The following is a 25,281-nucleotide window of genomic DNA, read 5'->3' on the forward strand; positions in this document are numbered from 1 at the left end:
CGCGGTAAGCGTCGACGGGGGTCGGGTTGCAAGCGTTCCAACCGTGGGTCATTCTCACCCTCGCAAACCAGGATATACCCAGCAGGGGTATGGGGCAATGGGGGCTACAGGTCACACGAGACCGGCACGCTCGGCCGATACTACGAACGCACCAGCCTCGCGATAGCATCCGAGGCTTCTTTGATCTTCGCCTCGCCCTCTTCACCGCCCAGTCGCACTGCATCACTCACGCAGTGCTTCAGGTGGTCGTCAACGAGGCCGAGCGCCACTGACTGAAGTGCGGAGGTCAGCGCCGAAATCTGGGTGAGGATATCGATGCAATACTGCTCCTCATCCACCATTCGGTAGACGCCGCGCGCCTGCCCCTCGATGCGCTTCAGACGATTGAGATACCGATCCTTGTCGGTGATATATCCATGCACGGTTTCGTGGCTGCTCATAGCCGGTTCCTTCGGGTTCTTGCGACATCGCCTAGGCCATCGTACGTCTCGGGATCGGCCTGCCGATCTCGTCGGAATTCCCTCCCAGTCTGAACCGTCACGCGTTGTTGCTTATTCCGCGGCAAACGCTGGAGCGCCCTGCCGGTGTCACATCGGATCGTTGATATGGAGGTGGTTGCAGGTGTCGTAGAAGTCCTGAAAGTTGCGAAGCCGCGGCTCGTTGCCCGCTTGCGCACGACAATTGCTCTGACCTAGGCCCGAACCGAACGGCATTCTCGGATCCAGGATGCCGATCAAGGCGAGCGAATTGGCATCGGCTCCGGTAGACGCGCGACCGCCAAGGCTGTAGAAGTCCACCGCGTGGCCGCCCCCGCCCGCGTAGTGTTGAGAGTAGATCCCGGCGCCTTCGATCTGACCAGTGCACTTGCGGTTGATGTCGCTCACGCCCACGTTCGAGAAGGTGTGCATGGCTATGACGATCGCCTGCAGCACCTGCGTATCGATCCCGCAGTTCGGTACCGAGCGGCCCTCCGCGATCCACCGGATCTCCATGATGTGATCGGGGTAGGAGCCCGAGAGCTGGCCTGCCGCGACGTACCCCATTAGCTCTTGCGCAAGCGCGCGCGCGTCCGAAGCTACTGGAGCGTTGGGTCCGGCCTGACGTGCCGCCTCGGCTGCGGCACGGGCCGCGGCCGCCGCTGCTGCCGCGCGCGCCGCCACGCCCGCCTGATACTGCTGTTCGGTCACAGCTGTAGCTGAGGAAAGAGACGCGAGCTGAGCCTCCAACTCGCCCTCATGTGCTGTCTGGGCGGAAAGAGAGGAGATCAAGCTCTGCTGAGCTTTAACCGCGTTGGCGAGAGCAGACTTCGCAGCAGCGGCAAGCGATGCGAGCGCGTCCCTTGCCGAGTTCGCCTGGTCACTCGCAGCCTTCGCGAGGTTGCTGTCTCGTGCAGCCTGACTATATAGCTTGTCGACGGTCGACGAGAGCTTTCCCAGGACGCTTAGCCGATATAGCAACCCAGCGCGATTCGAAGTCGTGCTGACCAGGAGCGTGCCCGTCAGATTCCCGCTTCCGGTGCGGACGAACTTCGCCGCCACGGCCGCTGCGTGCTTCCCCGAAGCGTCTGCTTGCGTTTGCAGGGAAGCAGCATTCGTGGCCAGACGGGTAGCCCGATCCTGCCCAGCGGTGAATGCCGCCTGCGCGCGCTCATTGTCCCGTTCGCGAGAGGCGGCTTCATCCTCCGCGGCTTTTACTTTCTCCTTGAGGCCCGAAATGAGGGCAGTGATCGCGGCGACCTGCGCCTTCTTGCCGGCTTCAGTCGCGCGTGCGGCGAGGACGTCGTTCCAGGAAGGATAGTTGTCGGCTTGCGCCGGGCTGGCCTGCACCACAAGGACACTGCTGATCATGATCAGGACGAGAAGGGCAGCCGCGACCTTCCCGCGGGCTCCGCGGAAGGATGTGGCGTAGCGAAGTGACAAGGTCTGCCCGATTTCGTTCTTTTTGGGGGGTGCGGTGGAGGCTCGATCGCAAGGCTTCGGCCCCATGACGTTAACCCGGGACCCGAGGAATGAGGCCCCGAACACGCCGCCCCGCATGATGCGAGGGTCGCGCTGTCAGACCCGGAGGGTGATCCCAATCGCGCGCCGGCGTGTACGGCCGCTCGCGTTAGCCGCGTCACAGTGGATCCGGAGCTCGACGCGCTTAGCTGCTCGCAAATTCGGAAACTCGCAGGGTGGTTCCCTTCGCTTGTCGGAAGTCGATGTGGAGGTGGTCGCAGGTGTCGTCGAACGGGATGAAGTTGGATACGGCAATACTGGCCCGGCAACCCACCTGACCGAGGTTGGTGTCGGCTGGCATGACGGAGTCCAGTGCTCGGATCAGCTTGACCGATTCCGGGTCGCCGCCGGTCAGAGGGCGCCCGTTGAGGAGGTAGAAGTCCACCGCGTGCCCTCCCCCGTCGGCGTAGTGCGATGATGCGCTGCCCGCACCTTCGATCTGTCCAGTGCATCGCCGGTTGATGTCGCTCACTCCGACAGAATTGAAGGTGGCCAAGGCGACCTGAATGGTCTGCAAGACTCGATAGTCGATGCCGCACCCTCGTACGACGCGACCGTCGGCGAGGTTGGCGATCTCAGGAATATGGTTGGGCGTGTACCCGGTCAGTCGCCCCTGAGCGACGGCTGCCATGAGGGTCTGCGCCAGTCGCTGCACGGTCGGCGACACTGTCGGCTCTAGCGTCGAATCCAGCTTCGTGGTGTCTTCCGCGATTGCGACATCGTCCCTCGTTGCCGCCGGGGTAGCAGCGCCACCGCCGAGAAGTGTCTGCACAGCAATGCGTGCGCGGGAGACAGTCGCCGCCTCGTCCGCCGTCGTGGCGTAAGCCGGAAGCGCGGTCGTTCCGATCAGACCGCTGGCTGCGACGACAACAAGAAGCTTCGCCCACGGGTTACGCAAACGGCTCGGCTTCGGCGCCTCTCGCACCCGGATAAGCGGCGCTATCAACGTGGCTCTACCACGTACAGAGCGGTTGCGGTTCCGGGGGGACCGTCTGTGAGCGGTCGCGATGCTCTCGAACGCGTGCCTCTCGCGGCGGCTGGAGAATGCGCCACGTGAGGGCTCAGGTTCGGTCACTCGAAACCCTTCGTCGAAACGCGCCAACAGTGCGCCGCGTTACTGGCTTACGGGGGATACCGGGTAATGGTATCCAGTCGTTACCGAATTGTCATATTCGCCGGAAGCTGCCGCGTCCACGCAAGCCGCTGGTGCGAGCCAACTCGCCGCGCCGCCGCCTCCTTTCAGCCGAGAACCGGCCTGTGTTCGGTTCAATCAGCTGGCTGTCGATGACGAACTCATCCTCAAGAGTCGCCACTCGTGGGGATCTCGAGCGGCGATACTCACGCCCACTCAGCGCGACGGCTTACTGGTCAGCTGGTCACGACGGCGACGATAGTCTTCGTCGTCGATCTCTCCCGCCGCGTATCGACGGTCCAGGAGCTCCAGAGCAGTAACCGGGCGGCCACCGGTCGGGGCCCCGGTCGGCGCGCCAACAGCACGGCGACAATCACTGCTACAGCAACCGCGAGAACGGGCACCACCATCCACAGGATCCACCACCCGCCGAATCCGTCCATCATCCCGTACATCCCGACCCCTCCGTAGAGCTCTGCAAAAAGCATGACCCTCGGTATGACACCAAGACAGGCCATTGGTCCTGTCGAATCACCCCCGGCGGGTATTCAGGCTGGCCGCGGTATCCTCAGGCCGGAAGGAGGGCATATGTTCGCCAACTGTATGTTCACGCGTACCCCCACCTGGCGCTGCCTCCTTCTCGTCCTGGGCGCTGTCATCGGCGTCCTCGTCGGTCTGCTCGCTATGCACGTTGTCGATACGGCGGCGGCTGGTCATCAACAGATGAACATGGCGCCGGCGGCCGCTGCGCACGCCCCCCTTCAGCAGACCGCTCCAACCGACGCCGGGGCCGGCACCGACCCAGCCGGGTGCGCCACCGGAAGCTGCGATCCGATTCACGATATGACCGCGATGGTCTGCACCCTTGCGCTCCTTGCAGCGACCATCCTCCTGATCGCGCCCGCACTCGGACGGGCACTGCTCAGTCTCGGCTCGCGCGCCGCACCCACGAGCCTGGCTCGCACGATCGCCCGCACCATCGGGCCACCACCGCCACCCTCGCTTCTGGCTCTTTCCGTCGATCGCAGATGACGCACGCTGCACCCCGCGCAAGCGCGGAGGTGCTTCAGCCTGCCCACCATCCGCCGATTCACACAACGAAAGAGACCACACCGATGAACATCAAACTGATTGCGCTCACTTCCGGGGTGCTGCTGACGGCCGCAGCCCTCGCCGGTTGCACTGCTGGCGCCTCCGGCGGCGGTTCAGGGATGGGCAAAATGCCCGGAATGGACCACAGCAGCTCGAGCACCGAGACGGCGACGTCCGATCACAACCAGGCCGACGTCACGTTCGCCATGGACATGGTCTCCCACCATCAGCAAGCCATCGAAATGTCCGACACTCTCCTGGCCAAGCAGGGTGTCGACGCCCGCGTCACCGAGCTCGCCCAGAAGATCAAAACGGCCCAGCAGCCGGAGATCGACACCATGAACGGCTGGCTCACCACATGGGGGCAGAAGACCGACATGGGCGGGATGAACATGGGCGGCGACGGCATGATGTCGCAACAGGATATGGACGCGCTGAAGAACGCGTCCGGCGCCGAGGCCTCCAAGCTGTTCCTCACCCAGATGATCCAGCACCACCAGGGTGCCATCACCATGGCCACCACCGAGAGCGCGAAAGGGCAGGCGACCGACGCCGTCGCGTTGGCGAAGAAGATCGCCACAGCACAGACCACCGAGATCGCCACAATGAGACAGCTCCTCGCGAGTCTCTGACCCTTCCCGGTGAACCAGGCGCGGGCGTCGTCACCCCTCCCCTCCGTGGCGACGCCCGCCCCTCCCCTTTTCTCTCGACCCCTCCGGGTCGCCCCTTTCTCACAGGACATCTGATGAACAACCCGAACCTCACCCGCCGCAGCCTCCTCCTCGGCGGCGCCGGCGCCGCCACCGCGTTCGCCCTCGCCGCCTGCACCGGTGGCCCGAACCTCCTCACCGCGACCAGCAACCCCGTCACCGATGCTGAGAAAGCACGCCGACGCACCGGACACATCACCCGCGTCCAATTGACCGCCGGAAATACCGACATCGATCTGGCAGGCCGCACCGCCTCCACGTGGGCCTACAACGGGCAGGTCCCTGGACCAACCATCCGCGCCACTGCGGGGGACACCATCCGGGCTCATGTGGTCAACCACCTGCCGGACGACACCACTGTGCACTGGCACGGCATCGCGCTACGCAACGACATGGATGGTGTCCCACCCATCACGCAGCAGCCGATCGGCCCCGGAGCGTCGTTCGACTACGACTTCACTGCCGACGCTCCTGGAACCTACTGGTTCCACCCGCACGTCGGCCCGCAACTCGACCGCGGACTTCAAGGACCGCTCATCATCGAAGACCCGAACGAACCGCTCAGCTATGACTACGACTGGGTACTCGTCCTCGATGACTGGCTCGACGGCGTCACCGCAACTCCTGACCAGGTCCTCGCCGACCTCAAGAAGGGAATGGGCGGCATGGGCGGGATGATGGGCGGCAGCCAAGGCGGCGCCCCCACCCGCAATGGCAACCTGCTCACAAACACCGGCTCCAGCCTTCTCGGCGGCGACTCCGGAGACGTCTACTACCCCTATTACCTGATCAACGGGCGCCCAGCAGGAGACCCATCGACCTTCACCGCCAAGCCTGGACAGCGGGCACGGTTGCGGATCATCAATGCCGGCGGCGACACTGCGTTCCGGTTCTCTGTCGGCGGCCACCGGCTGACGGTCACCCACACCGACGGCTACGCGGTGAACCCGGTTGAGGGCGACAGCATCTTGCTCGGGATGGGCGAACGCTACGACGCGATCATCACCATCGCCGACGGCGCCTTCCCGATCATCGCGGAAGCCGTCGGCAAGGCCGCCCGCGGGTTCGCCGTCCTCCGCTCCAACGCCAGCAGCCCTACGCCCAGTTCAGATGGCTCAGCAGTGCCGAACACGCCGCCGATCACCGCGTCGGTCCTCAGCGCCACCACTGCCGACACCCTGCGACAGCGCAGCGTCGATCGCCGCATCGACATCGCCCTCACCGGCGGAATGATGAAGTACGACTGGGGCATCAACGGCAAAGCGTTCGACATGAACAACCCCCTCGACGGCGCCTACTCCGTTCGCCAGGGAGAGCGCGTCCGTCTCACCATCGCCAACCAGACCATGATGTGGCACCCGTTCCACATCCATGGCCACACCTTCCAACTCGACGGCGGCGCCCGCAAAGACACCACCATTGTGCTGCCACACCAGTCAACCACAGTGCTTCTCGACGCCGACAACCCCGGCCTCTGGATGACCCACTGCCACAACATCTACCACGCCGAATCCGGCATGATGGCCGTCCTCGGGTACGAGAGCAAATGACCCGACGGCGTCCGGCCCAACCGCGGGTCTGTCCGATAAACGGTGTGTGGGGCTCGGCGGTTTTCAATAAACGGTTCTCTCGAACCGGCCCGCGAAGGTGATCGCGAACGCGTTGAGGGCGGGTTTCCACCTGATCACCCAGCGTGCCCTGCCGCCGCCGGTGGGGTCAAGTGACCGGGTGACGAGGTACAGACACTTCAGCGCGGCGGCCTCGTTCGGGAAGTGCCCGCGCGCTCTCACCGCCCGCCGGTAACGGGCGTTGATCGACTCGATCGCGTTGGTCGTGCAGATCACCCGCCTGATCTCGACGTCGTATTCGAGGAAGGGCACGAACTCGGCCCACGCACTCTTCTAGAGCTTCACGATCGCCGGATACCGGCTACCCCACTCAGCGGCGAACTCAGCGAACCGTTCCCTGGCAGCCTGCTCGGATGGGGCGGTATAGACCGGCTTGAGGGCTTTCACGATCCCGTCGCGGTGCTGCAGGCCGGCACAGCGGAACGAGTTGCGGATCAGGTGGACCACGGACTGCTCGACGATCGTGTGCTCCCAAGTCGTGGTGATCGCCTCCGGCGGCCCCTTCAACCCGTCACAGACGGCGATCAGGGCATCCTCGACGCCGCGGTTCTTCAGCTCGCTGAACACCTGCAACCAGAACCGGGCGCCCTCGGCGCCGTCCCCGGCCCAGATGCCCAGGATCTCCCGCTCACCGGCGGTGGTGACGCCCATCACGACATAGAACGGGGTGTTGCGCACCTGCCCGTCGCGGACCTTGACCACGATCGCGTCGACGAAGATTACCGGATTGATCGCATCCAGCGGCCGGGACGCCCATTCCGCCAGCTCGCCGGCGACTTTCTCGGTGATCCGGCTGATGGTGTCCTTAGACACCGTCGCCCCATAGACCTCGTCGAAGTGCGCCGCGATCTCTCCGGTGGTCAGCCCTCGCGCCGACAGGGAGAGCACGATCTGGTCGATGCCGTCCAGGCGTCGTTTCCGCTTGGGCACGATCACCGGCTCGAACGACCCATCTCGATCCCGCGGGACCTCGATCTGGACCGGGCCGATCTCTGTCAGCACCGTCTTCACCCGGGTCCCGTTGCGCATGTTCGCCGCATCGGAACCCCACCATGCTCGTGGCCGAGGTGCTCGGTCAGCTCCGCTTCCAGCGCCGCCTCGAGGACGTTCTTGGTGAGCTGGTTCAGCAGCCCTCCCGGGCCAACCAGGCTGACGCCCTGTTCTTTCGCCTACACGAGCAGCCGCTCCGCGAGGTCCTTCTGATCAATGATCTCTCCTGTCACGGGATCGACCATCGCATGCAACTCAATCTCGGTCGTGTCCGACACGGCCATCTCCTTTCGGATCAAGCCGAGCCCTCACACACCGTTATTGAGACAGTCCCGGAAGGCTGCCTGGTGGTAGTCACAGCAGACCCTACTCGCGCGGGTGGCTGTTCCTCGGGTCGAAGGGAGCGGGCGACCGTTCAGCTAGCGTGCGGTCCTTTCGGGTTGGTCAGAATAGTTGGGCGCGGGAGCAAGCCCAAAGAGCTCTTCCAATGTCTGCTTTCCGCTGTCGCGGAGCTGGGACGCCAACGCTGTGCCGACCCACCGAAAGTGCCATGGCTCGTAAGCGAACCCCGTGACCGTCGATTTGTTGGGCGGGTAGCGAAGGACCCATCCGTATCGGTAGGCGTTGGCAGCAAGCCACACCCCCGTGGACGACCTTCCAAAACAATCGTCCTCGAGCCCGCAACCGCTTTGTGTGTCGAGGATGTCGACAGCCATCCCCGTCTGATGTTCGCTGTAACCGGGTCGTGCGCTCGTTGTGTCCGCGTTCGCAGCTCCGCCATCGGACTTTGTGTAGGAGGCGTAGACATTGGTCTGGTATTTGTAGGAGCGGTATCCGCTTTGGGCGACGAGAGTCGCTCCGGTTTCGGCTTTCGCGACTGCGGCGAGCCGGACGAATGCTGCTGCAGCAGCCCGGCGAAGGGTTTGACCATTTGGGTTGGGAATATCCGGGGGGAGGGTTGTCAGGTCACTGGGTTCGTAGGTCGCAGCGCCGGGGATGGGGCGGAGCTTGTTGACGAGGAACCAGGGGCTGCTGGGGTCTGTCAGCGAGTACACCCCCGGCTGCACCGGCGTGGGCACGATGCTGGGTACCGGTCGCGTCTCTGGGGGAGAGATAGCGGTCGCAGGTTCGCCGCGGCCGCGGTCGATAGTGCCGGCAGGAGCGATGATGCCGTAGACCGCTCCAAGGCTCACCGTCACTGCTGCGATGAGAATTGCGCCGATAACTGTTGACCACGCGAAGGTCAGGCGCTCCTGGTAGGGCCTTCGCGCCAGCGGCCGCAAATGCGTATAGTCAGCCCACATCGAGCGCAGCAGAGCGAACGTTTCGCGGCTACCCCTTCGGGCTTGCGCGATTCGAGTTTCCAACCCTCGGGCATGTCGGGGCGTCACCGACGCCGACTTCCGGAGGCCCGCGCCAGCTGCTCGGCAGCGTGACTGAGATCGGCCAGCTCGACCTGGCCGAAGCGACGTTCGAGCGCGACCCGGATCAGGTGATCGGCGAAGAAGGGATTGCGTGGAAGGAGGGGCCCGTGGAGGTACGTGCCGAAGGTGGCCCACCTGCGCGCGCCTTCTGTGCGGTCGATGCCGTTGTTGCCTTGGCCGGCCGCAACCGTGCCCAGGGGTTGCGCCTCTGGGCCGAGAGTGGTCGCTCCGGCGTGGTTTTCGTAACCGACGAGCGTTCCAAAATTCGACGTTTCGGCGGAGATGTTGCCGATGCTTCGCTGGGGTGCCGGCTGGGTCTCCAGGTCTAGGATCCCGATCCCTGCCAGTCGGGTGCCGTCGGTTACTTGCAAGGAATGGCCGAACAACTGGTACAGTCCGCACACCAGCAGCATGGGGGTGCCGTCTTCGGCCATTGCCCGCAAGTCGTGACGGTGTCGAAGAAGGTCCGGTTGAATTGCAACCTGTCCGCGGTCCTGCCCGCCTCCACCGACAACGAGATCGACGTCTCGGGGGAGCGTTTCGCCGGGATCGAGTTCGAGAACGTTGGCTCGGTAGCCTCGCCACTCCAGGCGACGCCGGAGGACGAGCACATTGCCGCGGTCGCCGTAGACGTTCATCTGCGAGGGGTAAAGCGACAGGATTGTGAGCGTGCGCTTCATGCTGCTTCTCCAAGGATTCCGGGACGGAGCGTGCGTCTGACCGCGAGCATCGCCGTGTACGTGCAGTAGATGCGCTTGAGAGTCGGCGTTGGAGTCTTAATGAAGAGGTCCAATGCGCGTCGAATATCAGGTTCGCGGATGGCCACCGCTATGTCGTCGTAGTGAAGCCGCAACTCAAGATCGGGCGCGCGTGTTCCGGTCACGAGCTGCACTTTGTCGGATTTGAGGGGGGCGAAGTCGACATCCCAAATCCAGGAGACGTCTTTCCCGTCGGCGTCATGATCATTGAGCGCGATCATCGTGTGAGCGCCGTCGCCCGAGTACGATTCCAACGCTGCCCGGAATGCGCCGGGATTCTTAACCAAGACCAGGTGGATCGTCTGTCCTTTGAACGTGATGAGTTCGCCGCGCCCAAACGCGGGCGCTGCATGGGCTAGTGCTTCGGAAGCGCGGTGTGGATCGAAATCGCTACCTAGAACCGCGCGACTGATCGACAGGGCAGCGACCGCGTTGAGGGAGTTGAACGAACCTCCGAATGAGAGCGTGAATGGAAGCGAAGCGCCGTCAAATGATGCGACAGGAGTTGGCTCAATCCGCTCAAGCGTGGTCTGGTCGAAGATTGCGATGTTTGCCCGTTGATCCGTCTCAAGCAGCTCGTCGTCCCCGGGAAATAGGGGTTGAAGTTCAGGGGATGCGCTGAAGGCTGATACAGCAGCGTCGACACCTTGCAGAAAGCGTTCACTGTGCAGCCGGGGATCCAGATCGTTGACGATGACATCGCGAGTAGTTGCCACAGCGACTTGATGCAGCAGGCTCGTCGTGTGGTCGATCTCGCCATATCGATCCATTTGATCTCGCATCACATTCAAAATGAGCGAGTGTCGTGGCGGCACCGCGCTCACGAACGCGGCCGCGTGTCCCTCGTCGAGTTCAAGCACGGCAATGTCTGCGTCGAGTCGGCCTGAGAACGAGATTTGCCCCAAAAGCGACGAGAGGATGCCGCGGCTGTAATTGCTGCCGCTCGGGTTCGAGAAGACTTTCAGGTCGTGCGCTCGAAGAACTTCAACGATGAGTTTTGTTGTAGTGGTCTTCCCGTTAGTTCCGGCGACCACCACCACGCCGCGGGGTAGGGAGCCAAGCACGTCCGGGAGGAGCGCAACATCGATTCGTTCGATGATCAGGCCGGGGAGCGCAGATCCGCGGCGGGCGAGTCGCAGCAAAGATCGAACGGTCTTTCCTAGACAAATGGGGAGGAAGTGTTTCATGGTTGGGGCTTTCAATGAGTCGGCGAACCGTGGCGCGCAGGGGATGGCGCGCGAGAACATGCCGCGTCTGGCGGCTAGTAGGTACATCGGATCGGGACGCGACGGTCCCGAGAAGATGATTCCTAGGTTCGACTCACTGAAATCTTGACCACTGCGACAGACCAGTCCGGCGGAGCGACTAGTCGTTCATTGGGTGCACGCGTCGGAACGTGCCTGAGCTCGATGGGCGCCGTGGCCGTGCTTCGAGCGGCCAACATGTTGGCTAGGGGGAGAGGTGTGTCGCTGTGGCGAGAACGGAGGTACGAATGGTCCTCTGATTCCGCGGAGGAGCTATTGTCACTGTGGCTTTCGGACGGTTCATGCACAGCGTCAACCGGGCTTGGCTGCGCCGCCACCACGGCATCCGCAGGGAAGCCGCCGACGGCATGGCGAGGACTTGAATGGACCCACGCCATGGTCACCAGAACTGCGACGAACAACATGGCCAATGCCAGCAGAAACGCGCGCGTGCGAGGATGCCCATTGGCATCGTGTACGCGAATCATGTTCATCCCTTACTGATCTCGATCAGGAGCATTCTCGCAAACGGTCCTGAACGGTCGCTTCGCCCGCGCTGCGCTGGCGTTGCGGTTGCCGGCGAGGATCCGGAGCGGTGCCGAAAAACGACCGAGCGGGCATTCTCGGAAGAAGTTGAGTGATCCATATGCCCGGCTTCTCCCCAAGCTCGTGGAGCCGTCGCCTGCACTACACCGCTGATCAGGACGTTGCGTTCATCTTGGTGGGCGTCGCGGCTTGCCGCTCACAAAGGGTCCGTCTGTGGGGGATCGGTTGCCGCTATGGGTACGTGGGTGCAGCCTTGCGCCTGCACCCTCGTTCTGATGCCCGAAAATAGATCGGAAGGAATCGCGTCGATGCAGATCGTGCGGCCTGCACTTTCGGCGTACCCTCGCCTATGCATGGGGATGCTGATCGTGAAGGAGAAGCACTATGTCCGCCGTTGAACAAATGCTTGACAGCTACCCGGCCGATCTCGGAGACGTCGACCGGCAGAAGCTCGTGGCCTGCATCGAGGCGTGTATCGAGTGCGCGCAAACCTGTACCGCCTGCGCCGACGCCTGTCTCAGCGAAGAGATGGTCGCGGACCTGGTCAAGTGCGTACGCACTGACCTCGACTGCGCCGACATCTGCGCCTCCACCGCCAACGTGCTTTCCCGACACACCGGCTACGACGCAAACGTCACCCGAGCGGCACTGGAATCGTGCCGCGCGGCCTGCGGTGCGTGCGCAGACGAATGCGACAAGCACGCCAGCATGCACGAACACTGCCGCATTTGCACCGATGTGTGCCGGCGCTGCGAACGGGCCTGCGCCGATCTCATCGCCGGTCTCTAACCCGTCGGCCCGTCTTCCCGCATACCCTGGGAGGGTATACCATCCCATTATGGATCTCTCCTTGCCGAGTGGTGTTGGGCGCCCGAGTGGGTGATGATTGTCGTGGCGAGCGGGCTGGGGCTCGCGTCGGCGTATTGGGACGACTCCTGGCATTCCACCCTCGGCCGAGATAGTGCCCTGATTCCTCCGCACCTTACTGTTGTATGCATCAATCGTCGCGGTTGGCGTCACTTTGAGTCTCTGGGCGGTGCGGATACTTCGCGATACTCGATCCCTGAATGCCCCTGGGTCGCGCGCCGGGGTTCATCCTCGCCGCGGCAAGCGCTGCTGCCACAGCGATCGCCGCTCCCGCTGATGCCTTTTGGCACAGCACTTTTGGGCGTGACGCAGTCTTGCGGTCGCCTCCGCACCTGCTGTCGGTAATTTCAACGACGGTCCTCTTGGGTGCGATGCTGGTCAGCGTTTCCGATCGACCGTGGCGCCAGTTGCAGATCGGGCTATTCGCCGTCGTGCTGGCTGCAGCTCAGATTCTTGTGATGGAGTACGACACGGACGTCCCCCAGTTCAGCGAGACGCTCTATCTGCCTGTTGCCCTGCTCTCGCTGCTGAGCGCTGGGTGGGTGATCATTCGCACGACTAGGTTTTCATTCGCCCATAGCGGCGATCGTCGTTTACATCCTGTTGCGCGCGGCGCTGACCATCGGGCTAACCGGGGCGGGCTGGTTGGCGCCGTATCTGCCGCTTGCGCTTTTCGGGCTGGCGACCGTTGATCTTCTTCAGTGCCTGCCACGGTTGCGATGCTTGGTCGCCGCCAGCATCGTGGTCGTCCTTGAATCCCTCTTCTCTGCGATCGGGCTCAGCAGTGTGGAGATAGGGTCGATTCTGCCGTGGACGATGGCAGTGGTGGGCGCGGCTCTCGGCGCTGTCTTTGTGGTCGGCGTCAGGAATCGCGCTGTTACAGCGACGACCGTTCTCCTGCTCGGGCTGAGTTTTGCGCTGCTCCGGTGCCGGCTAGCGCGCATGATCCTGGGCAGGGGTCGTCCTTCGGAACGGCGGCCTTTTCGGTCCAGGGTGACGGGTGGGGCGAACTTGCCGTTACCGTGGACGACTTCCGCGCCACGGCGGCAATAGCGGGTCGGACGTAGCTGGTTGCCCGGCGGGCCGGCCAAACGATTACGGCACCGCTGGCGGCCGGGTCGGTGAACAGGTCCGGTCGGGCGACCGGTCGAATCTCACTTCCACATCCAGGCCTGTGGTTCGTCTACGCCGACGTTTCATCCTCTTTCGGGAAGCTTGAGGTGTGGCTTCCGATCTCCCAGGACTTCACTGGAACCATCAACCGAACTCGGGCGCTATATCAAACGACGGAAACTCGTGAATGGTCCCCGCCGCAATACCTCTGTGCCCTGTCACTTGTCGCGATCGGAGCGGTGCTCGTGGTCTGGTTGATCGTCTGCGTACGCCGAGTCCCGACCTCGGGAGCCACGCGGCGGTCTTACACGAGCGGCCCTCCCCCATGATTGCCTGGTTGATTTGCTGCCAGCTCAATCACCGCACCACCACCACGGGGTCGAGTAGGCCCGTGATGGCACCTGACCATCGACACGACGTACCGTTGTTCTGCGGTGTCCGCGGAAGCGCACTGTGTCGTCACATTCTCATTGAAAACATAGAGAGGAAGAGGTAGAGCGCGCTAACGGCGACAAGGACTACGGCACCGCCGATAAGGAGGCGATATCTACGGGCCTTCGCCGGGAGCACGGGTTCAGGTGCAGCTCCGGTTTCCCACCAGGGCCGCTCATTTTGATCGTCTGGCACTTTTCTCCTTCCTGCCGAGCTGCGTGGCGGCGCCCTGGGGCGTCAGTCGTGTCTAAATCCGATGAAGAGTCCGCCGGTCGCTTTGGAACTGAGATCGTAAAGCAGAGCGATAAGCATCCCGCCCACCATGGTGGCGAGCGCACCGACGAGCCCTACCGCGACCGACCCGACGAGCGCGGTTCCGAAGTTGATTACTTTGGCAACGCTTGAGGCGGAGGACGCCGTGGTTTCACCCGCCGGGCCGGAAAGGAGGGAATCGATTTGTTGGAACGCGCCGATTTGGTCAAGGATCGTCCAGAGGAGGGCGCTGGCAAGTACGGTGACTGCGGCCATGATCAGGCCGACTAGGAGGGACACCTTCGCCATCGACCACACACCCGTGTAGACAAGGTGAAGTCGGGCGTCGTTGCGTTCGGCGCTTTCGCCGATGTTGTGTTGTCTGTTCATAGGGACTCCTTCGGAGCATTTGTCGGGCGGGTTGATCAGATCGGGAGCGTGACCCCACCGATGAGGGCTTGGAGGCTGTAGATCCACGCGGTCCAGACTCCGGTGACCATGAGGAGGCCGATCACGATCAGGACGGTGCCGCCGGCGATGTTGATGGCTCGGATGTGTCGGCGCAGGAAGCTGATGGCGCCCGTCGCCCAACCGATTCCGAGGGCGAGGAGGACAAAGGGAATGCCGAGGCCGATTGAGTAGAAGCCAGTCAGGATGGCGCCGCGCGCGGCGGATTGGCTGGACAGGCTGAGCGAGAGGACGGCGGCGAGGGTGGGTCCCATGCAGGGTGTCCAGCCGAGCCCGAAGACGATTCCGAGCAGGGGTGCGCCGATGATCCCGGTCGAGGGGCGGATGGGCAATTTCAGGGTGCGTTGGAAGAACGAGAAGGTGCCGATAAAGGCCAGGCCCATCACGATCACTAGAAGGCCGAGCAGACGGGTGATGAGGTCTTGCCAGCGCACTAGCCAGGATCCGAAGGCGCCGAACAGGGCACCGTAGGCGATGAACACGATGGCGAAGCCGAGGACGAAAAGCGCGACTCCGGTGGCGGTTCGACGCCTGCTGACGTGCCCCGTGGACCCGGTGACTCCTCCGACGTAGGCCAGATACCCGGGCACCAACGGGAGCACGCATGGGGAGGCGAACGAAACCAGGCCGGCGAAAATGGCGATCGGAATTGCCAGAAGCAATCCACCGTTGGCGATGATGGAGGCGAATTGTGCGCCCACTAGGTCGCCGCCGATCGGCGCCAGCTGGGTTGCGGGAGGGGTCTGGTCATTTCTGGCCAGCAGTGATGGCACCGGCGAGAATGAGGGCTGCGGCCATCGGGTATCCGGCGGCGAGGTCCACCCAGCCGGGGGGCTGTGTGCCGAAGACGCCGAGGTGGGCGAGCCAATGCTGCAGGCCGACCAGGAATCCGATCAGCATGATGAGTTGGCCGACGCGCAGGAACCGGCGTTTGCGTAGGTAGCGGGCACGCAATTGCTCCGGGGTTGGTTTGGCTTCCTCGTGAGTGGAACGTCGTCGAGGGGGTTCTGCGTTCTTGCGAGCCATGGTTTGCCTTTCTGTTGCTGTTTGTGGTTGATGGGGGTGGTTGGTTTCAGAGGCCGCTGTATGAGTGCAGGCCTTTGAAGAAGACGTTGACGATGCCGAAGTTGAACATCACGGCGGAGAAGCCGATGATCGCCAGCCAGGCCGAGCGGGATCCGCGCCAGCCGCGGGTGGCGCGCGCGTGGATGTAGCCGGCGAAGACGACCCAGATGATGAAGGTCCACACTTCCTTGGTGTCCCACCCCCAGTAGCGCCCCCAGGCCCTTTCTGCCCAGATCGCGCCAGCCATTAGCGTGAAGGTCCAGAGGATGAAACCGACGATGTTGATCCGGTACGCCAGGTTCTCCAGGGTGCCGGAGCTGGGAAGGGTTGCCAGGAACCTCAGCGATGCTGGTCGACTGTCGGCGATCTGTGTCTCTCTGCGTGTCTGCAGCAGTTGTACGGCGGAGAGCGCGAAGCCGATCGCGAAGAAGCCGGTAGCGATGATCGCGACCATGACGTGAATGACGAGCCAGTATGACTGCAGCGCAGGCGGTAGCGGTGCGACCTCGACGTAGTAGCGCATGCTGGAGATCCCCAGAAGGATCAGCACAAGCCCGGTGACGAAGGAGCCGAGGAATCGTAGGTCGTACCGGAGCGTGACAACGAGGAAGACGCCGACGATGAGCAAGGTGCCGGTCATCGAGAATTCATACATGTTTGCCCATGGCACGCGACCTGCGGCGATGCCACGGAAGATGTCGGCGCCGAGCTCAACGATGAAGGCGAGAACAGTGAGTGAGTAGCCGGTGCGCAAGCTGACCGACCCGGCCATCGGGGAGCCGGCCTGGTCCACGGATCCGCGGATAAGGGTTGTCGTGTGCGCCGACCCGGGCGTGTTGCTGGCCGCCACTTCTTGTGCGCGCCGAGCGACGGCGCTAGGGACGGAGGCGGTCGCGTGAGCGCTGCGCCGGGCGAGGTCCATTGCGAAAGCAATGAACGCTGCCGCGTAAAGGACCATCGAGCAGATGAGCAGGATGACGGAGATCTGTGACAGTGATTCGGTCACGGTGTTCCCTTCGGGTCGGTGTTTCGTTGTGAGTCCTGATCGGCTTCACGGGTGGTGCGGAAGGCTGCTTGGTGGGCGGACGCCAAGTCGGCTACTGCGTCCTGCAGGTGGGGGTCGTCGCCGCGAGCGAGTCCGGCGTACTCGATACGGACGGGTTTGTTTTCTTCGACGATCGCTTTCACCCACAGGCGTCGGCGTGGCACGAACAGGGAGATCAGAAGACCACCGAGCGCCGCGATGGCGAAGAACAGCACCCACCCCTGAGCCGGGTCATGATGGATTTCAAAGGACGCGAACCGGGACACGCCCTCCAGCGTGATCGAGCCGAGACCGTCAGGCAGTTGCTGCGTCTGACCTGGTTTGAGCTCGATCGACCGGACACCGGTCGCGCCGCCGGTGAGTTGGGTGAGCTTCGTAGTGTCGAGCGCGTACACCGATTTGGGTGCCCCGGTGTTGATGCCAAGGTCGCCGGAGTATGCGTTCAAGGTCAGCACGGGGTTGGTGAGATCCGGGTATGAGGAATAGAACGCGCCGGTGTTTGCGGCGGATTTCGTGGGGTAGAAGAACCCGATCAAACCGACTTGTTTGACAAGTCCGTCGGGGACTTTCACGACACCGAGAGAGGTGAGGTTCGCGTCTTGTGGGAGGAAGGGGATGAAGTCGCTGAACACGGCGTGGCCTTGCGGGTCGCGGACCGTGATCCGGGGCGCGTACCCATTTCCGAGCAGATAGACGTCGGTGCCGCCGATCGCCAGCGGTTCGTTGACTTTGATCGTCCTGCGCGTCTTGTCTGGCGAGCCTTGGGTTTGGGTGGTGACGGTCGCGGTGTAGTCGGTCGGGAGTCCGCGTGCCCGCTTGCTCTGGGTTTCGTAGGTGACCGCGAGCTTGTTGAGGGTGAGCGAGTAGGGGGCCAGCTCTGCGGGGCTGAAGAAGCGGCCGGGGTTGAATGAATCGTAGGCGGCGAGGGTGTTGATCATGCTTTGACCCTCGACAACCACCCGGTTGCCGTTGAAACCGAATCCGCCACCGATCCCCACTGTGATCAGGACCCCGATCAAGGCGATGTGGAAGGTCAGGTTGCCTGCTTCGCGCAGGTAGCCCCGTTCGGCGCTGACTGACAGCTCGCGCCGCTGAGCGGTCTGCTCGCCGGTGAAGGCGGCAACCCGGTATCCGCGTTTGCGGAGAATTGTTGCCGCCGTGGTGATTGCCGTGGCGGCCGTGGCCGCGGAGGTGGCGGCCCCCGGGCGACTTGACAATTCGATGGTGGTGTAACCGCTCATCCGTGATAATCGGGCGGGCGTTTTTGGTGGTGTCGCGCGCAGGGAGCGGAGGTGGTGGATCGTGCGCGGCAGGACGCAGCCGATCAGGGAGATGAACAGCAGCAGGTAGATGCTGGAGAACCAGAACGAGGTGTAGGCGTCGAAGGCTTGGAGTCTGTCCAGCATTGGGGCAAGGCCGGGGTTGTTTTTGAAGTATTGGACGACACCGTTGGGGTCGGAGCTGCGTTGCGGGACCAGGGATCCGGGGACGGCGGCCAGAGCGAGCAGCAGCAGCAGGAACAGGGCGACGCGCATGCTGGTCAGCTGTCGCCACATCCAGCGCATCCATCCGGTGAACCCGAGCGCCGGTTCGGTGATCTTGCCCGGGTCGGGAGGTCTGACGTCGACGTCGATGTGGTCCAAGGGCCTAGACATCGGACCGCTTTCGCATCGAGTTCGACCGGGGTACGTCTTCGGGGGCTCCTGCAGCATCGTCGACGGCTGGGGTGGTGGCGACGGCGGGGTTCGGGTCGTCGAAGGGTGTGGGTTGGTGCCCGTCACGGTACGGCGAGTCTTCGGGTTCGGGGTGGCGTTTGGTTTGCACGAGGAAGAGCGCCGCGCCGAGCGCGACCAGGACGAAGGAGGCCCACACGTTGGCGGGGATACCGAGGAGCGTGTTGCTGGTGGGGTCGATACGAATGGCTTCCAGCCAGCTGCGGCCCAGGCCGTACCAGATCAGGTACACGGCGAATGCTCGCCCCCATCGCAGATTGAGGCGGCGTTCCAGCAGCAGGATGATGCCGACCCCGATGAGGTTCCAGATGATCTCGTAGAGGAACAACGGGTGGAAGAGCGATCCAGCAGGGAGGCCGACAGGGAATTTGGGATTGCTCGCTTCGATCTGCAGACCCCACGGCAACGTGGTGGGGAGACCGAAGAGTTCGTGGTTGAAGTAGTTGCCGAACCGTCCAAGCGATTGTGCGACGAGCAGGGCCGGTGCCAGCGCGTCTGCGAAGGACCAGAACCGGATTTTGGTTTGCCGGCACCCGATGTAGGCGCCGACGGCTCCGCCGATGAGGGATCCATAGAGGGCGTTTCCGCCGTCCCAGATGGCGAACACGTTCCACAGGTTCGCGCCGGGGTAGAAGTAGTCGCCGGTGTGGGTGAAGACGTGGTAGAACCGGGCGCCGACGATGCCTAACGGCACCGCCCAGAGAATGATGTCGAGAACAACGGGGCCGCGGGCGCCCCGCTGAGCGAGTCGTTTGGATGTGATCAACGTGGCTGCGACGATTCCGGCGAGAATGCACAGCGCATAGGTGTGGATGGTAAGCGGACCCAGCGTGAACTGGGCGAGCACGGGATCGGGGCTGGGAATGCTGAGGTGGCGGTTCATGAAAGGGCTTTCGGTGAGGGGTGTGCGGGTGGGGGCTCCTAACGTCGCGGAAGGTGTCACGGTCCCTGTTCTGTCAGAACGGTGCTGATTAGTGCGCTGAGCACGGACGCGTCCGGCAGTTGGCCAAGGATGCGAGCGGCGACGCGTCCGTCCTTGTCGACGACGAGTGTGGTGGGGACCGCGTTGGGGGCGACAATCCCGCTGAACGCCAGTTGCATGGCACCGTCCGAGGCGTCGAGCACGCTGGGGTAGGTCACTCCATAGGTGCGGGCGAAAGCGCGGGCGGTGTCGACTTGGTCCCTGACGTTGACGCCAAGGAATTCGACACCCTGTCCAGCGAATTTTTGGTACGTCTTTTCGAGTGCGGGCGCCTCCGCCCGGCAGGGCGCGCATCCGGCGTACCAGAAATTGAGGACCAGAACTTTCCCGGCGTACATCGCTGAAGTGGTCGGTTTGCCGTCTTCGAGCTTTCCCGTGAATGGGACGGGTACCGCACGATTCTGGGGTTTGATTTCGGTGATGGTGCCGTCGCCGGCGACATAGTTCTTGCCGGATCCGTCTTTGTACTGCTGAGCGAGGGCGTCGTTGTTGCTGCTGCACCCGGCCAGCGTGACGACGAGCATGACAGCTGCGGCCACCGAGGTGAGGGCGGTACGCAGCCTGATGGTTCGCATGATGCGGTTAGCCAAGGGTGATTCCTCTCGCGCTCATAAATGGTTGCGGGTCGATCCGGTTAGCGTTGACACGGACTTCAAAGTGCAGGTGGCACCCGGAGGAGCCGCCCGTCGTTCCGACCTGGGCGATGTTCTGACCGGCTTGGATGGTTTGGCCAATATTGACCAGGACTCCGCCCTCGCGGATGTGCGCATACCCGGTCATCACCCCGGTGCCGTGGTCCAGGAGAATCCAGTTGCCGTAGGTTCCAAGCCAGCCTGCGTAGACGACGCGTCCGGAGGCGGCGGCGAAGATCGCGGTGCCGCAACCGGCGGCAAGATCTGTGCCGTAGTGGAATGCGCTCGAGCTGGCGACCGGTTTGTCCGGGCGCGGTCCGAACCGGTCGCTGATCCATCCAGACACCGGTTTCGCCCAACCTTGTCCACCGAGTTGCCCGCCGCCCCCCGACGGAACCGGTGCAGCCGCAGCCGCGGCAGCTGCGGCGGCCGCTTCTTGCTGACGTCGGGCCTCTTCCCCTTTGCGGTAGTCGGCTTCGGTCGTCTTGCGGTTCTCGACGAGCACTGCCAGTTGGGCTTGCAGGGTTCCTTGTGTCTGTTGCTGTTCAGCCAGCTGGTTCGCTGCAGTACGGCTGGCAGCGACGGCGTCCTGCAGTGCCTTTTCGGCAGCGCGGCTAAGATTCGCCAGAGCGGCTTGGGCGGCATCGGCCTGGCGGGTAAGTGATCGGACGGTGTTTGCACTGGTGGTGGCGGCGGCTAAGGCCCGATTGGAGCGTTGCGTGAGTTGGCTCATGGTGCCGAGTCGGAACAGCAGCGTCTCCGCTCGTTGCCCGTTCAGCAGAAGCAGCGCGGTCGGGTCGCCGTTGCCGAAACGTGCAAGTTGGGCGACAAGTTGGCCGGCGCGTGCCTGGGATGCGTTCGCGCTCGCCTGCTCCGCATTGGCCGAAGCACGCAGCGTTTGTGCGCGGTAATTTGCTAGATCGAGTCGTACTTGCGCCGTCTCGTAGTCGCTGCCACGGTCGGCTGCTGCCGCCTGGGCGGTGCGGACGTTGTCTTCCAGTGTGCGCAGAAGGTTGGTGATCCGATTGATTTCGGTTGCTTTCGCACTCTCGCTTGAGCGTGCAGCTTCAACCTCCGCCCAGGACGGATAGTCGGCGCCTCGTGCCGGGCCTGCTGCCATCAGCTGGCTGCTGAGTAGAACGGTCAGGATCAGCACAGCCACTGGCCACCGCACTCGAATTGGTCGGACTCGACGCGTGCTCTTCGTCGAGCCCCGTGTTGCGTTCATGGGGCGCCTTCGATCAGGGTGACCCAGGTGGCGCCGTGATCGGCGGTCGCGACGATTCCGCGGGCATCGGCACCGAGGATCCAGAGTTTGGAGGTGCCCTGCACTGTTGTCAGCGATTCGGGCAGAGAGTCGAACGTTCCCTTCTGCGCCCAGGTGGAACCGTCGTCTGTGGTTGCCCAGATCTTCTTGTTGACGTCGACGCCGATGAATGCTCCCGCTGCGGCATCCACCGGGGCGACCAAGTACAGGAGCGGTCCGCCGGGCAAGGCAGAGAAGGTCATGCCAGCGTCCCGGCTGATCTGCACGCCGGCCTGGGTTGTGGCAAGGAGCGTGTCCGGTGCGTTTGGGTTGACCGCGAGCTTCCGCAACGAGAGGGTCGCGCCATCGTGCCAGGTGTGACCGCCATCATCGCTGATCCGGACGCGTTGTTGGCCCGCGTCGTAGCCGTAGATCCGTACCCGGGCATCGCTTGTTGTGGCGGTAACGAGGTCGTGGAAGTCGGTGTGGCCAGAAAGGGAAACGGTCTTCCAGGTTTGTGCGGCGTCGAGGCTTTGGACTAGACCCAGGTTCGCGGGTAACTGCTGCGGGTTGTTGCCGGGGTCGGGGTGCCCGGATGCGAACATGACGCCAGAACGGGCGATCGTGAACCCCATTGTGTCCTGGCTACTAACGCCGACCCGGGCGGTGGTTTCGGTGGCGAAACCATCTCCTAGTTTCGCCGCGTCGATTGCCCACACCCCCTGGTGGGTCGCGGCAAAGATGCGACCGTGCGTGGCATCCAGGCCATGCACGTGTCCGAGCTCGTTCATTCTCGGAGCCGCCGGTGTTGCGGCGCTGCAACCGCTGAGCAGGACAGTGACCGCGACGGTGCTGACGATGAGGGCCGAGGTGTGCCGACGGGTGCGCGATGGCATGCTTATTTCACTTTCTGCGTAAGCCACGCATAGGGGTCGACCGGGGTTCCGTTGACGGAAATGCCGAGATGCAGATGGGCGCCGGTGCTGGCCCCTGTGCTGCCGACCAGGCCGACCAGTTGTCGGACCTTGACGGTTTGTCCCACACTGAGCGCGAGCGAACCGTAGGCCATGTGGGCGTAGAGGCTGCTGACGGTTTGTCCCTCGATTTGGTGGTCGATGATGGCGTACACGCCCAGGCTTCCGGACGGATTGCCCACCTCGCGGACGACGCCGTCCGCTATCGCCTGGATCGGGGTTCCGGCGCCCGGATTCATATCGATGCCCTCGTGATAGGAGGAGCAACCAGAGCAGGGCGCGACTCGGTAGCCGAATCCGTCGCTGATGGGCACGCCGACATCGAATGGCCACTGGATCGGGGAGGCGGGGTCGTTTGTGAACGTGTTCGCTGTCCGCAGGAAGGTGTTCGGGGTAGTGACGGTGGCTTTTGGTTTCGGTTTCGGCGGCGGCGGCGGCGCGGTCACAGCAACTTCTTCGCGTGTGACGGCTGCCGGGTCGGTAGCGGCGACTGTTACCGTCTGCAGCTCTCCCGGTCGTGCCGTTGCGATCTGTTGCCGTTCGCCGGGCACGATCGCATAGGCCGGGAGGGCGTAGGTTCCGAACAAGGTTCCGGCTAGCGCCAGCGCAGCAATCGGCGCCCATCGTTTGCGGGTACGTCGTTGCCGAGTGTTTGCCGCGGGACGGGTGACCGGTCGACGCCGCTTGGCGGCGCGTCGGGCGCGGCGTGACTCGTGCTGGTAGGCGGTCGCGGGAAGCGCGGTCGCGGGAAGCGCGTTCGCGCTTTGTCGATGGCGAGAGTGTGCGGGCATCGTGGCGAAAGGCTCCGACGTTTTGGCGTGAGAAGACCCGTAGGTCGGCTCGGAAGGGTGACGACGAGACATGCCGACCGGAGGCCACATTCGTCGCCGATTAACTGGGGAGGGTGTGTGACGGAGACCATCCGAAGAGAAGCGTCGATCACGTCACAGCAGTGGAGCGCAAAAGCCCAGGCCAGCCAACCGCTAGTGCTTTGCTAGTCAGGTCGGCGTTTCGCCGTGGGGTCCAGAGGTGCCGGTCTAGGTGCGGCTTACCGAGAGTGCGACTAACGACGGACCATGCGCTCGCACAGTCGTAATCGACGACATGGGGACAGCCACGATTCGATGCTCAAGGTCAACAAGCGCGAGCCCTCTGCTTATCGCGAAAAGCGAGACGGCAACCGCAATCACGATCAGAACGCACGCAGCGCCCGCGATCGCACAACTCAGCTCGCAGACCGTGTCGCACTGCGGTCCAGGAGAGCCCTGAAGGCTCAACAGCGCACTTGCGGATCGAGAAACCGGAACAGCGGGCGCCTCACCGTGTGGGTGAGTTGCAACGGAGCGGGCACTGGAATGGCTGCCAGCCGAAGCTGCGACGACCTCATGCGGGTGAGTCGAGTTCATGGATGTCATCACAAACATCCCGACCGCCAACGCCAACAAGGAAAGCAGCGCGAGCAATACCCGACGCCGACGCGCAGCAACGCCCCGTTTCGGGTCAAGTCGCGTGAGCGTCATGTTTCAGTCCTGGGTTGACGGGTAGGGGCAACCCGCATCATAGCGAGCTGTGCTGGGTCGGAGCAGCAGACCGGATGATCTGTCTGCATTTGCAGGCCAGGTGGAGAGCTTGAGCGTGGTTCCTTGCGCTGCCGAAAATCGATGTGGAGGCGATCCCAGGTGTCGTTGAACGGCAGGAAGTTGGTGACAGCCACGCTCGCCCGGCAGCCGATCTGTCTCAAATCTGTATCCGTCGGCGCCAGAGGGTCTAGCGCGCGAATGAGTTTCAGCGACCCTGGATCTCCACCGGTGAGCGGACGACCATTCGGGAGATAGAAGTCCACTGCATGACCTCCGCCGTTGGCGTAATGCGAGGACGCACTACAGGAACATTCGATCCGGCCGGTGCACCTTCGATTGATGTCACTCAGACCGACGGTATTGAAGTTCACTAATGCGACTTCATTGCCTGCAGCACGCGATTGTCCACACCAAATCCAGTAACAAAACGACCTTCCGCGGGCTTCGGGTGGACGGGGGAGGATTCGGTGCGGACGGCTCGTCTACGTCCGCTCGTGGGAAGTTCCACCTCCATTCAGTGGCCTTCGAACGCGTGTCTCTCCCGTCGAGACGAGAACGCGTCCACCGTGGTCAGACGGTTCGAGCGCTGTTCCGTCGCATGAGACTGAGACCCATGAGGCGGATCGACGAGGTCGAGAGGAGCGGACCGCGGGACCGCGGGCGTGCTCAAGCGCGGCACAGTCTGCGGCTCCGACACAAAGGCAAACGCTCGCACGGTGGTCAGGCCGACGATATCGGCGGGATTCGCGAAGCTGCTGGAACTGGTGATCCCAGTGGCTACGATGCACGCGGCGGCTGTCGGCCGATGACCCACAACGGCGGGGGCCAAGGACGGAGATTGCGAGGAGTAACCCGGATGCCGTGACGAGGTCGGCTGGCAGGCGGCGATTGCTTGGCCGGCCTTCCAAAGCGCTGCGTATTGCTCGAACATGAGGTTGCCTATGCCACACCGCCAAGCAAGTAAGGATTCGGACTACAAGGGGCATCGAGAACTCGCGGCAGGGCTTGCAAGGAACCGAGCAAAGAGCTGGCACCACGAAAGGAGCCCGCTACCACGAACCGGCATCCCGGGTTTGGGAATACCATCCAGGGGTATCATGTTGTCAGACCTCGATACCCTCCGAGGGTATCCCAGCAATCATGGAGGACTGATGGAAACGATCGACTACCAGGTGACCGGAATGACGTGCGAGCACTGCGAGCGGGCAGTGTCCACCGAGGTGGCCCAGGTCGCCGGCGTCGACAACGTGAAGGTGTCCGCAACCGACGGCATTCTGCACGTCACCACCGGAACCGGCGTGGATGACGCCGCCGTACTCGCCGCGGTCGACGAGGCCGGCTACGCCGCCGTCCGCAAGTAGGAAACCCGCA

General features: G+C 63.4%; 23 protein-coding genes and 1 pseudogene. 6 read left to right on the plus strand and 18 right to left on the minus strand.

What is annotated here, in order from left to right:
- Nucleotides 1–140 precede the first annotated feature (140 nt).
- The 4 genes from FHX33_RS20085 to FHX33_RS20100 all read right to left on the minus strand — a co-directional run bounded on the left by FHX33_RS20085 (nucleotide 141) and on the right by FHX33_RS20100 (nucleotide 3,555).
- Complete coding sequence (locus tag FHX33_RS20085) at nucleotides 141–440, minus strand: metal-sensitive transcriptional regulator (RefSeq protein WP_021763134.1); 300 nt, start codon at nucleotides 438–440, stop codon at nucleotides 141–143.
- Nucleotides 441–587: 147 nt separating this feature from the next.
- Complete coding sequence (locus FHX33_RS20090) at nucleotides 588–1,847, minus strand: coiled-coil domain-containing protein (protein ID WP_155829028.1); 1,260 nt, start codon at nucleotides 1,845–1,847, stop codon at nucleotides 588–590.
- A gap of 295 nt (nucleotides 1,848–2,142) precedes the next feature.
- Entirely contained in the window at nucleotides 2,143–2,895 is a 753-nt protein-coding gene (locus FHX33_RS20095) for a hypothetical protein (protein ID WP_155829027.1), read from the minus strand.
- 450 nt (nucleotides 2,896–3,345) lie between these two features.
- The gene (locus FHX33_RS20100) at nucleotides 3,346–3,555 is read right to left on the minus strand and encodes an SHOCT domain-containing protein (protein ID WP_208041044.1); all 210 of its coding nucleotides are present in this window, start codon (nucleotides 3,553–3,555) and stop codon (nucleotides 3,346–3,348) included.
- Between the two features lie 162 nt (nucleotides 3,556–3,717).
- On the opposite strand from FHX33_RS20100, the gene FHX33_RS20105 reads away from it, so the two are divergent.
- From FHX33_RS20105 to FHX33_RS20115, 3 genes are all read left to right on the plus strand, one after another.
- Nucleotides 3,718–4,161: a DUF6153 family protein gene (locus FHX33_RS20105; RefSeq protein ID WP_021763130.1), complete on the plus strand. Its 444-nt coding sequence runs from the start codon at nucleotides 3,718–3,720 to the stop codon at nucleotides 4,159–4,161.
- 83 nt (nucleotides 4,162–4,244) lie between these two features.
- Nucleotides 4,245–4,853 (plus strand): DUF305 domain-containing protein, encoded by a 609-nt coding sequence (locus FHX33_RS20110; RefSeq protein WP_021763129.1) that lies wholly within the window; start codon nucleotides 4,245–4,247, stop codon nucleotides 4,851–4,853.
- A 113-nt stretch (nucleotides 4,854–4,966) separates the two neighbouring features.
- On the plus strand, nucleotides 4,967–6,481 hold the full coding sequence (locus FHX33_RS20115; protein ID WP_021763128.1) for a multicopper oxidase family protein: 1,515 nt from the start codon (nucleotides 4,967–4,969) through the stop codon (nucleotides 6,479–6,481).
- A gap of 63 nt (nucleotides 6,482–6,544) precedes the next feature.
- Here the strand turns inward: FHX33_RS20115 and FHX33_RS20120 are convergent.
- The 4 genes and pseudogenes from FHX33_RS20120 to FHX33_RS20135 all read right to left on the minus strand — a co-directional run.
- Nucleotides 6,545–7,728, minus strand: a pseudogene (locus FHX33_RS20120) (IS256 family transposase); the annotation flags it as partial.
- 240 nt (nucleotides 7,729–7,968) lie between these two features.
- A complete protein-coding gene (locus tag FHX33_RS20125) occupies nucleotides 7,969–8,853 on the minus strand; it encodes a M15 family metallopeptidase (RefSeq protein WP_081703967.1) in 885 nt (294 codons plus the stop codon).
- 83 nt (nucleotides 8,854–8,936) lie between these two features.
- Nucleotides 8,937–9,653 (minus strand): type 1 glutamine amidotransferase, encoded by a 717-nt coding sequence (locus tag FHX33_RS20130; RefSeq protein WP_021763124.1) that lies wholly within the window; start codon nucleotides 9,651–9,653, stop codon nucleotides 8,937–8,939.
- A complete protein-coding gene (locus FHX33_RS20135) occupies nucleotides 9,650–10,918 on the minus strand; it encodes a Mur ligase family protein (protein ID WP_039922298.1) in 1,269 nt (422 codons plus the stop codon). The genes FHX33_RS20130 and FHX33_RS20135 overlap by 4 nt, the downstream gene beginning before the upstream one ends.
- 987 nt (nucleotides 10,919–11,905) lie before the next feature.
- Between FHX33_RS20135 and FHX33_RS20140 the strand changes: the two genes are divergently transcribed.
- Both FHX33_RS20140 and FHX33_RS20145 read left to right on the plus strand, forming a co-directional pair.
- A complete protein-coding gene (locus tag FHX33_RS20140; protein ID WP_021763120.1) occupies nucleotides 11,906–12,310 on the plus strand; it encodes a four-helix bundle copper-binding protein in 405 nt (134 codons plus the stop codon).
- Nucleotides 12,311–12,588: 278 nt separating this feature from the next.
- On the plus strand, nucleotides 12,589–13,080 hold the full coding sequence (locus tag FHX33_RS20145; protein ID WP_183428906.1) for a hypothetical protein: 492 nt from the start codon (nucleotides 12,589–12,591) through the stop codon (nucleotides 13,078–13,080).
- A 1,090-nt stretch (nucleotides 13,081–14,170) separates the two neighbouring features.
- On the opposite strand, the gene FHX33_RS20150 is transcribed toward FHX33_RS20145, so the two are convergent.
- The 10 genes from FHX33_RS20150 to FHX33_RS20195 all read right to left on the minus strand — a co-directional run bounded on the left by FHX33_RS20150 (nucleotide 14,171) and on the right by FHX33_RS20195 (nucleotide 22,917).
- On the minus strand, nucleotides 14,171–14,575 hold the full coding sequence (locus FHX33_RS20150) for a DUF3566 domain-containing protein (RefSeq protein WP_021763118.1): 405 nt from the start codon (nucleotides 14,573–14,575) through the stop codon (nucleotides 14,171–14,173).
- Between the two features lie 35 nt (nucleotides 14,576–14,610).
- Nucleotides 14,611–15,354: a cytochrome c biogenesis CcdA family protein gene (locus FHX33_RS20155; protein WP_039922287.1), complete on the minus strand. Its 744-nt coding sequence runs from the start codon at nucleotides 15,352–15,354 to the stop codon at nucleotides 14,611–14,613.
- A 46-nt stretch (nucleotides 15,355–15,400) separates the two neighbouring features.
- On the minus strand, nucleotides 15,401–15,679 hold the full coding sequence (locus tag FHX33_RS20160) for a hypothetical protein (protein ID WP_051336973.1): 279 nt from the start codon (nucleotides 15,677–15,679) through the stop codon (nucleotides 15,401–15,403).
- Between the two features lie 46 nt (nucleotides 15,680–15,725).
- On the minus strand, nucleotides 15,726–16,724 hold the full coding sequence (ccsB, locus tag FHX33_RS20165) for a c-type cytochrome biogenesis protein CcsB (protein ID WP_021763115.1): 999 nt from the start codon (nucleotides 16,722–16,724) through the stop codon (nucleotides 15,726–15,728).
- Nucleotides 16,721–18,418 (minus strand): cytochrome c biogenesis protein ResB, encoded by a 1,698-nt coding sequence (gene resB / locus FHX33_RS20170; RefSeq protein WP_021763114.1) that lies wholly within the window; start codon nucleotides 18,416–18,418, stop codon nucleotides 16,721–16,723. The genes ccsB and resB overlap by 4 nt, the downstream gene beginning before the upstream one ends.
- A complete protein-coding gene (gene lgt, locus FHX33_RS20175; RefSeq protein WP_021763113.1) occupies nucleotides 18,411–19,379 on the minus strand; it encodes a prolipoprotein diacylglyceryl transferase in 969 nt (322 codons plus the stop codon). The genes resB and lgt overlap by 8 nt, the downstream gene beginning before the upstream one ends.
- A 56-nt stretch (nucleotides 19,380–19,435) precedes the next feature.
- Nucleotides 19,436–20,068: a TlpA family protein disulfide reductase gene (locus FHX33_RS20180; RefSeq protein WP_338042928.1), complete on the minus strand. Its 633-nt coding sequence runs from the start codon at nucleotides 20,066–20,068 to the stop codon at nucleotides 19,436–19,438.
- Nucleotides 20,061–21,272, minus strand: coding sequence for a peptidoglycan DD-metalloendopeptidase family protein (locus FHX33_RS20185; RefSeq protein WP_183428907.1), 1,212 nt, complete (start codon nucleotides 21,270–21,272; stop codon nucleotides 20,061–20,063). Before FHX33_RS20185 ends, FHX33_RS20180 begins: the two co-directional genes overlap by 8 nt.
- 62 nt (nucleotides 21,273–21,334) lie before the next feature.
- Entirely contained in the window at nucleotides 21,335–22,147 is an 813-nt protein-coding gene (locus FHX33_RS20190) for a F510_1955 family glycosylhydrolase (RefSeq protein WP_021763109.1), read from the minus strand.
- A gap of 107 nt (nucleotides 22,148–22,254) precedes the next feature.
- Nucleotides 22,255–22,917, minus strand: coding sequence for a M23 family metallopeptidase (locus FHX33_RS20195; protein ID WP_169730334.1), 663 nt, complete (start codon nucleotides 22,915–22,917; stop codon nucleotides 22,255–22,257).
- Between the two features lie 2,144 nt (nucleotides 22,918–25,061).
- Here FHX33_RS20195 and FHX33_RS20200 point away from each other — a divergent pair.
- Nucleotides 25,062–25,271 (plus strand): heavy-metal-associated domain-containing protein, encoded by a 210-nt coding sequence (locus tag FHX33_RS20200; RefSeq protein WP_021763107.1) that lies wholly within the window; start codon nucleotides 25,062–25,064, stop codon nucleotides 25,269–25,271.
- Nucleotides 25,272–25,281: the final 10 nt, after the last annotated feature.

It is taken from the genome of Leifsonia aquatica, assembly GCF_014190775.1.
GTDB lineage: Bacteria > Actinomycetota > Actinomycetes > Actinomycetales > Microbacteriaceae > Leifsonia > Leifsonia aquatica.